The organism is Flavobacterium algoris, from assembly GCF_048158525.1.
In the GTDB taxonomy this organism is placed as follows: domain Bacteria; phylum Bacteroidota; class Bacteroidia; order Flavobacteriales; family Flavobacteriaceae; genus Flavobacterium; species Flavobacterium algoris.
The window spans coordinates 34,378-48,706 of record NZ_JBLNKT010000028.1; the positions used below are offsets into that span (position 1 = coordinate 34,378).

8 protein-coding genes and 1 pseudogene are annotated in these 14,329 nt (G+C 35.4%); all 9 read left to right on the forward strand.

Annotated elements, in window-relative coordinates; all coding sequences use genetic code 11:
* Positions 1 to 3: 3 nt before the first annotated feature.
* On the forward strand, positions 4 to 1,386 hold the full coding sequence (locus ACM55I_RS13280) for a vanadium-dependent haloperoxidase (RefSeq protein ID WP_416847316.1): 1,383 nt from the start codon (positions 4 to 6) through the stop codon (positions 1,384 to 1,386).
* A 49-nt stretch (positions 1,387 to 1,435) separates the two neighbouring features.
* Positions 1,436 to 3,373 (forward strand): beta-mannosidase, encoded by a 1,938-nt coding sequence (locus ACM55I_RS13285; protein ID WP_416847318.1) that lies wholly within the window; start codon positions 1,436 to 1,438, stop codon positions 3,371 to 3,373.
* 84 nt (positions 3,374 to 3,457) lie between these two features.
* Entirely contained in the window at positions 3,458 to 5,731 is a 2,274-nt protein-coding gene (locus ACM55I_RS13290) for a GH92 family glycosyl hydrolase (RefSeq protein WP_416847319.1), read from the forward strand.
* Positions 5,732 to 5,813: 82 nt separating this feature from the next.
* Positions 5,814 to 8,096 carry a GH92 family glycosyl hydrolase gene (locus tag ACM55I_RS13295; RefSeq protein WP_416847321.1) on the forward strand — a complete coding sequence of 761 codons (2,283 nt, stop codon included), beginning with the start codon at positions 5,814 to 5,816 and terminating at the stop codon, positions 8,094 to 8,096.
* A gap of 4 nt (positions 8,097 to 8,100) precedes the next feature.
* Positions 8,101 to 9,561, forward strand: a complete 1,461-nt coding sequence (locus ACM55I_RS13300) for a glycoside hydrolase family 125 protein (protein WP_416847323.1) — start codon at positions 8,101 to 8,103, stop codon at positions 9,559 to 9,561.
* A gap of 172 nt (positions 9,562 to 9,733) precedes the next feature.
* Entirely contained in the window at positions 9,734 to 10,825 is a 1,092-nt protein-coding gene (locus ACM55I_RS13305) for a glycoside hydrolase family 18 protein (protein WP_416847325.1), read from the forward strand.
* A 39-nt stretch (positions 10,826 to 10,864) separates the two neighbouring features.
* Positions 10,865 to 13,159: a glycoside hydrolase family 20 protein gene (locus ACM55I_RS13310; protein WP_416847327.1), complete on the forward strand. Its 2,295-nt coding sequence runs from the start codon at positions 10,865 to 10,867 to the stop codon at positions 13,157 to 13,159.
* Positions 13,160 to 13,228: 69 nt separating this feature from the next.
* Positions 13,229 to 14,137, forward strand: coding sequence for an ROK family protein (locus ACM55I_RS13315; protein ID WP_416847329.1), 909 nt, complete (start codon positions 13,229 to 13,231; stop codon positions 14,135 to 14,137).
* 101 nt (positions 14,138 to 14,238) lie between these two features.
* Positions 14,239 to 14,329: pseudogene (locus tag ACM55I_RS16345) on the forward strand (IS982 family transposase); the annotation flags it as partial.

Sequence of the window (14,329 nt, forward strand, 5' to 3'; positions counted from 1 at the left end):
AATATGAGAAAATATATTTTTATCGCGTTTGTACTTTTTCTGGGAACTACCTGTTTTTCCCAGAATTCTGAAATATTTTCTTCAAAGGATTATGTTTCAGCTTTAAAAAAAGTAACCGATGTCATGGTTAATGATGTTACATCACCAGTGGCAGCAGCCAGATACTATGCTTATGTAACGCTTGCGTCGAATGAAGTAATGTCGTTATTTCAAATGCCGGAGCAATCTTTTTCGAAATTGCTCAATGGTTTCCCAAAAGTACAGGTTGCCGATACACTTATCACAAAAAGTGACGCTTCTTTGGCATCCGTGTATGCCGTTTATAAAATGGCAGAAAAACTGTTACCATCGGGATATAAGTTTTCAACCGAAGGGGATTCTTTAATGCGGGTAGCTATAAAAAAAGGAATTTCTAAAGAACAAACGGAGCGTACTTCACAGCTGGTGCAACTTACAATAGCTCAAATCACACCGTATATAAGAACTGATAATTTTCGAAAATTAAGCAGCTTTAAAAAATATACGCCATTAAGTGGTGACGGACATTGGCAGCCAACCGGACCGGGATATATGCAAGCACAGGAACCAAACTGGAACCAAATACGACCTTTTTTATTGGATTCTGCCCAACAATTTAAACCCATAGCTCCCATTGTATTCGATACTGTGAAAACATCTCCTTTCTATAAACAAATGGATGAGGTTTATTCCATTGTAAACAAATTGACCAAAAAACAAAAAGCAATAGCCAGTTTTTGGGATTGTAATCCTTTTGCTTTACAACAGATTGGACATGTAGAATTTGGGTTAAAAAAAATATCTCCAGGCGGACATTGGATTGGTATTACGGGGAATGCCTGTTTAAAAAAGGAAACAAGTTTAGAACAAACTATTTTTATTCATGCAACTGTCGCTATTACATTAACCGATGCATTTATTTCCTGTTGGGATGGAAAATACAAAACGAATAGGGTAAGACCAGAAACGGCAATTAATAAATGGATTGACAATAAATGGAAACCATTGTTACAAACACCACCTTTTCCGGAATATACATCAGGACATAGTGTAATATCTACGGCGGCGGCAACGGTGCTTACTAAAATCTTCGGAGATAATTTTTCCTTTACAGATGCAACTGAAACAGAATTTGGTTTGCCTGAAAGAAAATTTAAATCCTTTTTACAGGCATCACAAGAAGCAGCTATTTCAAGGTTGTACGGAGGTATTCATTTTAGGGACGCTATTGATAATGGAGTTTTGCAAGGGGAGCAAATTGGGAAATACATTGTCATAAAAATATTGGAATCAAATAACAGAAATTTTACTTTTATGAAAGATAAAAAGCAACACAATAACCAAATAATCAGCCATAATGAAATGTAAAAAAGACTTTTGTTGGTTTGTAATTTTTTGTTTTACAAATCTGTTCTTTGTGGCGAATGCTCAAAATAGTTCCATAGTTCTAAAAAATGGCTGGCAATTTCGTCAGGAGAAAACGGTAAAATGGAATGCCGCTACAGTTCCGGGAGAAGTGCATACTGATTTGCTAAATAACAAACTCATTCCAGATCCTTTTTATCGTGATAATGAAAAAAAACTGCAATGGATTGAAAAAAAGAAATGGGAGTATAAAACTTCATTTCAGGTAAATTCAGCAACGTTAAATAAAAAAAATGCAGAACTGGTTTTTGATGGACTAGATACGTATGCAACGGTTTATTTGAATAAACAATTAATCTTAAAAGCTGATAATATGTTTCGTCAATGGCGGGTAGACGTGAAAAAAATAATAAAATCAGGTAATAATGATTTGGTAGTTGTATTTCAATCGGCACAAAACGTTGTTGATTCCCTTGCCAAAAAAGATTTGCCTTTTGTAATTCCGGACAATCCTCGTGCGTATGTTCGTAAAGCCCAATATCATTTTGGATGGGATTGGGGACCTAAATTTACTACATGTGGCATTTGGAAAGCAGTGCGATTGGAAACTTACGATGAAAAAACACCAGAGAAGCCTTATGTTCTAAACCGTAAAATAGAATTGGTACAACAACCCGACAGTCTTGGAAAATCATTTTATTTTAAAATTGATGGCAAGCCGGTTTATATGAAAGGAGCCAATTATATTCCATCGGATGCTTTTCTTTCGAGAGTTACCAAAAAAGAATATGAAAAAGTAATTTCAATGGCAAAAGATGCCAATATGAATATGCTTCGTGTTTGGGGTGGCGGAATTTATGAAGACGATTATTTTTATGATTTATGTGATAAATATGGAATCAACGTTTGGCAGGATTTCATGTTTGCTGGAACGATGGTTCCTGGAGATAAAGCTTTTTTTGATAATGTAAAAGAAGAAGTGCAATACCAAGTGAAGCGTTTGCGTCATCATCCAAGTATTGTTTTATGGTGCGGTAATAACGAATCTGATGAGGCATTTAAAAACTGGGGATGGCAAAAGGCGATGAATATGCCGAAGCAGGATTCTATTCGTTTGTGGAAAGATTATGTTCGATTGTTTCAGGACAGTATTCCAAAATGGGTAAAAGAGGTAGATAATAAAAGACCGTATATCAGCAGTTCACCATTATTTGGTTGGGGTAAAAAACAAAGTATTACAGAAGGGGACAGCCATTATTGGGGAACTTGGTGGGGATTGGAAGATATTGAGGTGGTTAAAAATAAAACAGGACGATTTGTTAGTGAATACGGAATGCAAGCCATGCCGAATTATTCTTCAATAGAAAAATTTACGTCACCTGAAGACCGTTATTTATTTTCGGATGTATTAAAAGCGCATCAAAAAGCAGGAAAAGGGTTTACGAAGTTAAACTCCTATTTGAATCGCTATTTTATTGATTCCACCAAAGTGAAAAACATGAAAGTGGCCGATTATACCTATCTCACCCAGTGTTTGCAATATTATTCGCTAAAGAATATTATTGGGATTCATCGTTCCAAAGCGCCTTATAATATGGGAACTGTAGTTTGGCAATTGAATGATTGTTGGCCTGTGGCGAGTTGGAGTGTCACCGATTATTATAACCGACAACCCAAAGCAGCTTGGTATGCCATGCGGGAAGCGTATCGGGATGACAAGACCCCTGAGATTGACCTGACTCGACCTATAGATTTGAAATTGGAAAATCCTAAAATCAGTTGGAGAATTAAAGGAAATGAAATAATCATTAAAGCCCTGAAACCAGCCAAATATGTCTATGTAGAGATTAAGGGATACAAAGGAAAACTAAGCACTAATTATATGGATTTGAAAGCTGGAGAAGAAATGAAAATTTCGTTTGAAGGAAAAATAACAAAGCCAATTATAACAGTTACATCATTATATGATGTAATTAATCGATATAAATAAAAACAAATAGAATTGTAGCGGAGGAACTTTTATCCGTTAGAAATGAGTTAATTTTAACGAAGTCAATTAATAAAATAAAGAATAATGTTTGCAAAATTTAGTAAAATAGCCTTTTCAGGTATAGTTGCGTTCAATATATTATTTACAGAGCCGGCAGTTTCACAAGTAAAAACTGGAAAGCAGCATTTAGATTACACGCAATATGTTAATCCATTCATAGGATCAGCTGGACATGGACATGTTTTTGTGGGAGCCAATGTTCCTTTTGGAGCCGTTCAGTTAGGGCCGGTAAATGTTTTTGAAGGCTGGGATTGGTGTAGCGGTTATAATTATGCGAGTAATACAATATTAGGATTTACACATACCCATTTGAGCGGTACAGGAATTGGAGATTTAAACGATATTCTGTTATTGCCAGTATCGGGTAAAGTGCCACTTACCAAAGGAACAAAAGAAGATATGGTTACCGGTTATGGCTCTTATTTTTTGCATAAAAATGAAATAAGCAAGCCAGGATATTACAGTGTTTTGCTGGATAAATACAAAATAAAAGCAGAATTAACCGCTACTGAAAGAGTTGGGTTTCATAAATATACTTTTAATGCTGCGAATAATTCTCATGTTCTTTTAGACCTTGCCGATGGTATTGGATGGGACAAACCTGTGAAGACTTTTATCAAAAAAATAAATAAAACCACCATTGTGGGTTACCGAAATTCTGCAGGATGGGCTACCGATCAACGGGTATATTTCGCTATTGAATTCTCGCAACCTATTGCAAATATATCTCTATATGATAGCATTGCTATTGTAAAAGGGAATGAGGGAGAAGGTGTTCGAATGAAAGCAGTTATTGATTTTGCAACTTTAAAAAACAAACAGGTTTTAGTCAAAGTGGGTCTTTCTCCGGTAAGTTATGAGAATGCTTCCGCAAATATAAAAGCGGAGATTCCAAATTGGGATTTTGCAAAAACGGTGAAACAAGCCAATTCAAAATGGAATGCAGCGCTCAATAAAATTCAGATCAAGGCCAATGAAAAAACGATGAAAGTTTTTTACACTTCATTGTATCATACAATGTTTGCGCCTTCTATTTTTAATGATGCCAATGGCGATTACAGAGGAACAGACAAAAAGGTATATGAAAAAGTAAATTTCACTAATTATACCACTTTTTCACTTTGGGATACGTATCGTGCTTTGCATCCTTTGTACACGATTACACAACCTGATAAAATTAATGATATTGTGAAATCATTCTTGGCAATTTATCAACAACAAGGGAGATTACCGGTTTGGCATTTGATGGGTAACGAAACCAATACCATGAATGGAAATCATTCGATTGCTGTTATTGTCGATGCTTATCTAAAAGGATATCGAGATTATGATACCGCTCTTGCCTACGAAGCAATCAAGAAAACGGCGATGCAAACCCGTGACGGAATGGATTACGTTCAAAAACTGCAATACATTCCTGCCGATACGATGTTAGAAACCGTTGGGAATGCTTTGGAATATGCCATAGATGATTGGTGTGTGGCGCAAATGGCAAAAGCTTTGAACAAGACGGAGGATTTTGCTTATTTTTCAAAGAGAGCCAATTTGTATAAATTTTATTTTGATAAAGAAACCACGTTCATGAGAGGGAAATTAGCCAATGGTAATTGGAGAACGCCTTTCAATCCACTTTCATCTGCACATCGCAAGGACGATTATGTAGAAGGAAATGCTTGGCAATACACTTGGTTAGTGCCTCAAGATCCTCATGGTTTAATAGATTTGTTTGGAAATGAAGATAAATTTTTAGCCAAGTTAGATGCTCTGTTTTTAATAACTGACAAAGTAGAAGGCGAAGAAGCTTCTCCGGATATCAGTGGTTTGATTGGACAATATGCACAAGGGAATGAACCCAATCATCATATTCCCTATTTGTATGCCTATGCAGGACAACCTTGGAAAACGGCAAAATTGATTCGGGAAATTGATGATAAATTTTATTCCACAAAACCCGATGGATTATGTGGGAACGAAGATTTAGGACAAATGTCAGCTTGGTATGTTTTCTCCGCAATGGGGTTTTACTCCGATAATCCAGCTAATGGGGTTTATGTTTTGGGAAGTCCTTTGGTAAATAATGCTACAATAAATTATAAGGGCGGTATTTCTTTCAAATTAACAGCAATAGATAATAGCCGTACCAATATGTATATTCAAAAAGCAGAATACAATGGAAAGCCCTATACCAAATCCTATATCACTCACGAAATGATTACAAAAGGAGGAGAATTAAAATTGTATATGGGAAGTAAACCGTCAACTACTTGGGGTGTAAAAAAAGAAGACAGACCAATGTAGGAATGTTCAGTAGTCAGTTTTTAATGATCAGTTATAGTAGATAATGGCTGAGGTTTTTAAGAATCATTTTATATTTAAAATTATGAAAATAAAGAGTTTGATTTTTGGTTTAATGTTACTTAGTGTTGTTGCAAATGCGCAGGTTAAAACTTTAGATCCAGTAGAATATGTAAACCCTTTAATGGGAACACAATCTTCATCCAATCTTTCTAATGGGAATACCTATCCCGCAATTTGCAGACCTTGGGGAATGAATTTTTGGACGCCACAAACTGGTAAAATGGGTGATGGATGGGCGTATACGTATACTGCCGATAAGATTCGAGGATTTAAACAAACCCATCAGCCTTCGCCTTGGATGAATGATTACGGGCAGTTTTCCATTATGCCTGTTACAGGTAAATTAGTTTTTAAAGAAGACGAAAGAGCTAGTTGGTTCAGTCATAAAGCCGAAACCGTGAAACCATATTATTACAGCGTATATCTCGCCGATTATAATGTGACGACTGAAATAACAACAACCGAAAGAGCAGCGCACTTTCAAATTACATTCCCGGAAAATGAGCAATCTTCCATCGTAATTGATGCTTTCGATAAAGGTTCTTATATTAAAATTATCCCTTCCGAAAATAAAATTATTGGATACACAACTCGTAATAGCGGTGGCGTTCCGGCTAATTTCAAAAACTATTTTGTGCTACTATTCGATAAGTCTTTTTCATCGAATTATACTTGGAAAGACACTGTTTTGGAAAAAGATAAATTGGAAAGTTCAGCGAATCATGCCGGTGCTGTGGTGACTTTTAAAACTAAAAAAGGGGAGAAAATCAATGTCAGAGTTGCTTCTTCATTTATAAGTGTAGAACAAGCTGAGTTGAATTTGAAAACGGAATTAGGGAATGCTTCTTTTGAAAAAACTGTTGCAGAATCAAAAGAAGAATGGAATAAAGTTTTAGATAAAGTAAAAGTGGAAGGCGGAAGTGACGAACAATTCAAAACTTTTTATTCTTGTTTGTACCGCACGGCCTGTTTTCCCCAAAAGCAATATGAAATAGATTCGAAAGGTAAAATTGTTCATTACAGCCCTTATAATGGAAAAATAGTGCCAGGTTATATGTACGCTGGAACTGGTTTTTGGGATACTTTTCGAGCGTTGTATCCATTACTTAATTTAGTTTATCCTTCCATAAATAAAGAAATGCAGGAAGGTTTGATTAATGATTATAAAGAGGGTGGCTTTTTACCGGAATGGTCCAGTCCTGGATTTAGAAATGTGATGGTGGGGAATAATTCGGCTTCCGTAGTTTCTGATGCTTATATAAAAGGATTGCGAGGATATGATATTAATAAGTTGTACGAAGCATTAGTACACGGAGCCAATAATGAAGGACCGATGGATGCAGTAGGAAGAATAGGAGTGAAGTATTACAATACGTTGGGTTATGTTCCTTATGATGTAAAGATTAATGAAAATGCAGCACGAACATTAGAATATGCGTATGATGATTTTGCTATTTGGAAATTGGCAAAAGCCTTAAATCGTCCAAAAGCAGAAATTAATTTGTTCGAAAAAAGAATGATGAATTATAAAAACGTTTTTAATCCTTCCATCAAGTTGATGAGCGGAAGAAATAAAGACGGCAGTTTTCCTGCGGATTTCAATCCTTTTAAATGGGGTGATGCTTTTACTGAGGGAAATAGTTGGCATTACAGCTGGAGTGTGTTTCATGATGTGCAAGGCTTGGTTGATTTAATGGGCGGCGAAAAAGCATTCACTACTAAATTGGACGCTATTTTTACCATGCCTCCCGTTTTTGACGACAGTTATTATGGTTCGGTTATTCATGAAATTCGGGAAATGCAAATTATGAATATGGGACAATATGCACATGGGAATCAGCCTATTCAACATATGATTTATTTGTATAATTATGCTGGTCAGCCTTGGAAAACACAATATTGGTCTAGAGAAGTAATGAATCGTTTGTATAAACCAACGGCAGATGGTTATTGTGGTGATGAAGATAACGGACAAACTTCGGCTTGGTATATTTTCTCAGCTTTGGGTTTTTATCCCGTTTGTCCTGCTACAGAGGAATATGTTCTTGGAGCACCTTTGTTCAAAAAAACAACTTTAGAATTAGAAAATGGCAAGCAGTTAATTATAAATGCACCAAATAATTCGGGTGACAATAAATATGTTCAGGAGTTAAAATGGAATAATGAAACCTACACAAAGAACTATATCAATCATTTTGATATGTTGAAAGGTGCCGAGTTGAATTTTGACATGATTAGTACACCGAACGTAGAAAGAGGAACTTCAGTGAGTAGTTATCCATATTCTTATTCAACTTCAAAATAATACGATGCAAACACGTAGAAAATTTATAAAAAACACAGGAATTTTATCCGCAGGATTATTAGCACTTCAATCGAAAGTTTTTGCTTCTGAGTCCAATATTTTTAATTTTCCAATGAAGGATTTTGTTAGCAAACGTCCTCCATTGGCCGAGAGAAAATTCACCAGTACAGCAGTAGAAGCCGCTATTGTACGCATCAAGAAACAAATAGCAAACCCTGAACTGGCTTGGTTGTTCGAAAACTGTTTTCCTAATACATTGGACACTACAGTCGATTTTGAAATCATCAATGGTAAACCGGATACGTATGTAATTACTGGAGATATTGATGCAATGTGGTTACGGGATAGTACCGCCCAAATTTGGCCTTATCTTCCTTTTGTAAAAGAAGACGCTAAACTTGGAGAGTTGGTAAAAGGAGTAATCAACCGCCAAACGAAATGTATTTTGCTCGATCCGTATGCGAATGCTTTTTATAAAGATTTTACGAAAGTAAGTGAGTGGAAAAATGACTTGACCAAAATGAAACCCGGAATTCATGAACGCAAATGGGAGATAGACAGTTTGTGTTATCCAATACGATTGGCGCATGGGTATTGGAAACAAACTGGAGATACTAGCTTGTTTGATAAAAAATGGAAAGAAGCGATGCTTTTAGTATTGCAAACGTTCAAAGAACAACAACGAATGCATGATAAAGGGCCTTACAGTTTTCAGCGCGAAACAGCTTGGGCAACTGACGGAGTTCCTTTAAGTGGTTATGGATATCCGGTAAAACCTTGCGGATTAATCGTTTCTACTTTCAGACCAAGTGATGACAGTACTTTGTTTGGATATTTAATTCCAAGTAATATGTTTGCCATTGAAGTACTGGGTTATTTAATGGAGATTTTCTCTTTGCCAGAAATTAAAGATATTGATTTGGTCGCTAAAGCAAAAGAATTACAGGAACAGGTTCAGAAAGGATTAAAAGAAAACGGAATTATTGAGCATCCAAAATTTGGAAAAATCATCGCTTTTGAAGTAAATGGATATGGAAGTTTTCACATGATGGATGATGCTAATGTTCCTTCCTTATTGTCATTACCTTATTTAGGAGCCATTCAACCTAATAATGCTTTATATCTTAATACTCGAAAAGTAGTGCTTTCAGAAAACAATCCGTTTTTCTATAAAGGAAAAGCTGGAGAAGGTGTTGGAGGTCCCCACACTGGCGCTGATACCATCTGGCCGATGAGTATAATTTTAAGAGCAATTACCAGTGTAGATGAAAACGAAATAAGAAAGTGTATTAGCAATTTGATAAAAACAAATGCAGATACGGGGTTTATGCATGAGTCTTTTCATAAAGACGATGTCACAAAATTTACGCGTAAATGGTTTGCCTGGGCGAATACATTGTTTGGCGAATTGATTGTTCATACAAGTATCAAATATCCTCAAATTTTAAAAGATAAAAATATTTAAGCATATCAATTGTAATGGCATTAGCTTTTAAAATAAATAATTTGAAAAGTATATCTCCATATTTTTACTTTAAAATCTGCGGGTCTATTTTTTATGCAGATATAGACATATCAATAGCAATTACAATTTGAAAATCAATAATGTATGTTCGAAATCAATAAATAATGTAAAAATGAAAAGTATAAAATTCCTTTTTTTGTTACTTCTTATTACTAACGGTATAACTGCTCAAAGCAATGAAAAATTAGCTGTAATTGCTTATTATACGGGTGATGATAAACTAATAAATGAATTTGAGGTCAATAAACTGACGCATATCATCTATAGTTTTTGTCATTTGAAGGATGGTAAATTAAATGTCGACACCGCTAAGGATTCTATCACCATTAAATATTTGGTATCCTTAAAAGCTAAAAATCCACAACTCAAAATTATGCTGTCTTTAGGAGGTTGGGGAGGTTGCGCTCCTTGTTCGGATGTTTTTTCAACTGAAAAAGGAAGAGCAGTTTTTGCAAAATCGGTAAAGGAAGTCAATACTTATTTTAAATGTGATGGATTAGATTTGGATTGGGAATACCCTACTATTGAAGGATATCCGGGTCATTTGTACCAAGAAGCCGACAAAAATAATTTTACGGAACTTATAAAAATTCTTCGTCAAACTTTAGGAAATAAGAATGAATTGAGCTTTGCGGCTGGAGGATTCCAAAAATATTTGGACCAATCCGTGGAGTGGAAAAAAATAATGCCATTGGTGGATCGAGTAAACATTATGAGTTATGATTTAGTCAACGGTTATTCAAAAGTCACAGGACATCATACGCCATTGTTTAGTACGAAAAAGGATGAAGAATCTACAGATAAAGCGGTAAGCTACTTATTAAAATTAGGAATACCAGCCAGGAAACTAGTCATTGGAGCAGCTTTTTATACCCGTGTTTGGAAAGAAGTATCAGCTGTTAATAATGGTTTATATCAATCTGGGATACCAACTAATGGGGTGAATTTTAGAGAATATTCTACCTCATTTACAGAAGCTAAAGGATGGAGCTATTTTTGGGACAAAAAAGCAAAAGCGTCTTACTGGTATAATGAAAAAGAAAAATTATTTGCTACTGGCGATGATGTTTCTTCAGTTAAGGCAAAAACGGACTATGCAATACAAAAGAAACTGGGCGGTATTATGTTTTGGGAACTGGTTTTAGATACTTCCCGCAATGGCATGTTAGATGCGATATACCAAATAAAAACTGCTAAATTTTAATCTATAAAAGTAGTATTCACTCTTAAAATAAGAAATATTATGGTGTTTAAAAAAATAGTTTTACTAATTCTTTTAGTAATTTCAGTTGCAATAAATGCACAACAACAGCCTTCCATTATTCCAAAACCTGTTGATCTTAAAATGGGGAATGGCTACTTTACAATTGATGGAAATACGGCTATTAAATACAAAAAATCACAAAAAGAGCTTAAATCAACTGCTCATTTTTTTGTTTCCTATATCAAAAAGATTTCAGGATTTTCTTTAAAATTAAATAAAGCGGCAGCAAAAAAAATTGAGCTTGTAATTGATAAAGACATTCTAGATGAAGGATATCAGTTAAATGTATCGCCAACTGCTATTGTAATTAAAGCAAGCAGTCCGAAAGGTGTTTTTTACGGTATGCAATCGGTATTCCAAACCCTGCCGGCTATACGTACTAATGCAGCTTTGGAAGTGCCGGTTATGCAAGTGAATGATTATCCTCGTTTTAAATGGAGAGGAATGCATCTGGATGTGAGCCGTCATTTCTTTGGTCCTGATGTAATAAAGGAATATATTGATCTTATGGCCTCTTATAAAATGAATGTGTTTCACTGGCATCTTGTTGATGACCAAGGCTGGAGAATTGAAATAAAAAAATATCCAAAACTTACTGAAATTGGTGCTTGGAGAGTGGATCATACCAATTTGAACTGGAGGGAAAGACCTCAGGCTAAAGAAGGAGAAAAGCCAACTTACGGCGGATTTTATACACAAGAACAGATTAAAGACATTGTAAAATACGCCTCAGAACGAAACATAACGATTGTACCTGAAATCGAAATGCCGGGTCATGTAGCTTCTGCTATTGCTTCTTATCCGCAATTGAGTTGTACGCAACAACCACAACTACCCTTAACAGGTGGGGATTATACCAATATGTCATCTAATTATTGTGCCGGTAATGATGAAGTATTCTCTTTCTTGCAGGATGTATTAACTGAAGTTATAGCACTTTTTCCTTCTACTTATATTCATTTAGGTGGTGATGAGGTTGACAAAGCACCTTGGAAAAAATGTCCCCGTTGTCAGGCAAGAATGAAAGCGGAAGGACTGAAAGATGAAAATGAGTTGCAGAGTTATTTCATGAAAAGAATGGAAAAATTTATCATCAGCAAACAAAGAAAAATGATTGGTTGGGATGAAATATTAGAAGGTGGACTTGCTCCTGAGGCAGCTGTGATGAGCTGGCGTGGTGAAGCCGGTGGAATCGAAGCTGCCAAAATGAAACATAATGTAGTGATGACTCCGGGTTCTCCATGTTATTTTGACCATTATCAGTCAGGGCCAGAGGGAGAACCTTTTGCTATTGGCGGTTTCAATACGGTAAAAAAAGTATACGATTATGAGCCTATTCCAAAAGAGTTAAATACGGAGGAAGAGCAATATGTGTTAGGTGCTCAGGGTAACGTCTGGACGGAATTTATCACTACTACAGAGCATCTGGAATACATGGTATTGCCTCGTATGGCAGCTTTGGCAGAAGTTTTATGGTCTCCAAAAGAAAATAAAAACTGGGATAACTTTAACGAACGATTGCAATATCACTTTAAAGGATACGGACAAAAAGGGCTGCATTATTCTCCAGGGAATTTTACGGTAAATATTAAACCTTCTTCTCAAAACGGGCAATTGCTTGTGAATCTCTATTCGGAAGCGCTGAACGGAGAAATTCGGTATACGACTGATGGTTCAGAACCTACTTTGCAAAGCGAAAAATACGAACAACCTATTGCTGTAAAATCTTCTTTTGTACTAAAAGCATCTACTGTTGTAGATGGTCAGATAAAAGGAGTTCAAGCTGTAAAACAAAATTTTGTGATGCACAAAGCCGTTGGAAGTGCAGTACAATATACCTACCCTGTAAGTGAATATTATTTAGCGGATGGCCCAAATTCTTTGACTGATGGAGTTAGAGGAGGAAATGCTCCCAGTAAATATTGGCATGGATTCAGTGGAAAAGATATGATTGCAACAGTTGATTTGGGTGAACCAAAAATAATTAAAAGTATTTCATTGGGCTGTCTGCAAAATTACGGTAGTTGGATTTTTCTGCCTCAATCCGTGAAATTTGAAGTGTCAAATGATGGAACTGTTTTCACTGAAATAAAAACGGTGAGCAATCCAATAGACATTAATCAGAAAACAGCGTTATATGATTTTAACGCAACATTTATGCAACAAAAAGTAAAATACATAAGAGTAACCGCTAAAAATAATCTCTGTCCTCCAGGGCATAGTGGTGCGGGAAAGTCAGGATGGTTATTTGCAGATGAAATTATAGTAGAATAGGTCAGAGGTAATGTATTAAAAAGGGCTGCGTAACTTTTTAAACAAATAGTAAACACAAGAAAAAAATAAATGAATAAAGAATATGCATTAGGGTTAGATGTTGGAGGAACTCACATTACTGCGGCAGTTATAGCTATTAATGAGATGAAAGTAATTGATTTTTCAGTACATAAAGAGTCTTTTGATTCTAATTTGCCTGCGGTTGGGGTTTTGGATATTTGGGAGAAAGCCATTCGTACTTCATGGAAGAATTCAAGAGTAGAAAAGTTAGAAGGATTAGCGATATGTATGCCGGGCCCATTTGATTATACAAATGGTATTTGTTGGATAAAAGGACAAGCTAAATACGAACACTTTTATAGTTTAAACATTCGTGAATTAATTCGAGAAAGACTTAATTTGTCTGATGATTTACCTATTCTTTTCGATAATGATGCCAATTGTTTTGGTAAAGGAGAATTTTTTAAAAATGCAAAGAATAGTTCAAAAAGACTAATGGGGGTGACCCTTGGTACTGGCCTTGGCGCTTCTTTTATAGATAATGGCAGAGCAATAGATTCAGGAACTCAAGTGCCTGCAGATGGCGAGTTATACAATGTTCCATTTAAAGAAGGTATTGCTGAAGATTATGTCTCGGTGCGAGGACTTTTATATCGTTATCATGATGTAAGCGGAATGAATATTAAGAATGGACTTGAGCTTTTTAATCTGGCTAATACAGGAGATGTTATGGCTATAAAAGTATTCGAGGAAATGGGAGAGAATTTAGCGGAGATTGTAATTCCGTGGTTTAAAAAATTTGAAGCGGATAGTTTCATAATTGGAGGTAAAATTGCAAATGCAAGTGCTTATTTCTTGTCAGCTTTTAAAGAAAAAATAAAAAATGCAGGTAGTGAAGTTACTGTTTTTGTTTCTACGGATAATGAAATAGCGGCCTTGCTGGGAGCTGCAAGTATGCTTTATAAAGAAAATATTTAATTAACCCGTTGGGTGTAATTATTTAAAGCAAAATAAATTGATTAGATATTGGTCAAGATACTGAAATTCAGTATATTGAAGTCGCCAAACAACCAATATCTATGTCAAATATAGTAAAAAATTATTTTAGAGTTTTAGAAGTTATAAGTTCTTTGAATTGTGAATTAGAATATAAATCGGATGTTGGTAGAA

Coding starts and splice junctions, on each gene's coding strand:
- ACM55I_RS13310 (WP_416847327.1), top strand. CDS start 10,865: ATGGTGTTTAAAAAAATAGTTTTACTAATTCTTTTAGTAATTTCAGTT.
- ACM55I_RS13280 (WP_416847316.1), top strand. CDS start 4: ATGAGAAAATATATTTTTATCGCGTTTGTACTTTTTCTGGGAACTACC.
- ACM55I_RS13300 (WP_416847323.1), top strand. CDS start 8,101: ATGCAAACACGTAGAAAATTTATAAAAAACACAGGAATTTTATCCGCA.
- ACM55I_RS13305 (WP_416847325.1), top strand. CDS start 9,734: ATGAAAAGTATAAAATTCCTTTTTTTGTTACTTCTTATTACTAACGGT.
- ACM55I_RS13290 (WP_416847319.1), top strand. CDS start 3,458: ATGTTTGCAAAATTTAGTAAAATAGCCTTTTCAGGTATAGTTGCGTTC.
- ACM55I_RS13315 (WP_416847329.1), top strand. CDS start 13,229: ATGAATAAAGAATATGCATTAGGGTTAGATGTTGGAGGAACTCACATT.
- ACM55I_RS13295 (WP_416847321.1), top strand. CDS start 5,814: ATGAAAATAAAGAGTTTGATTTTTGGTTTAATGTTACTTAGTGTTGTT.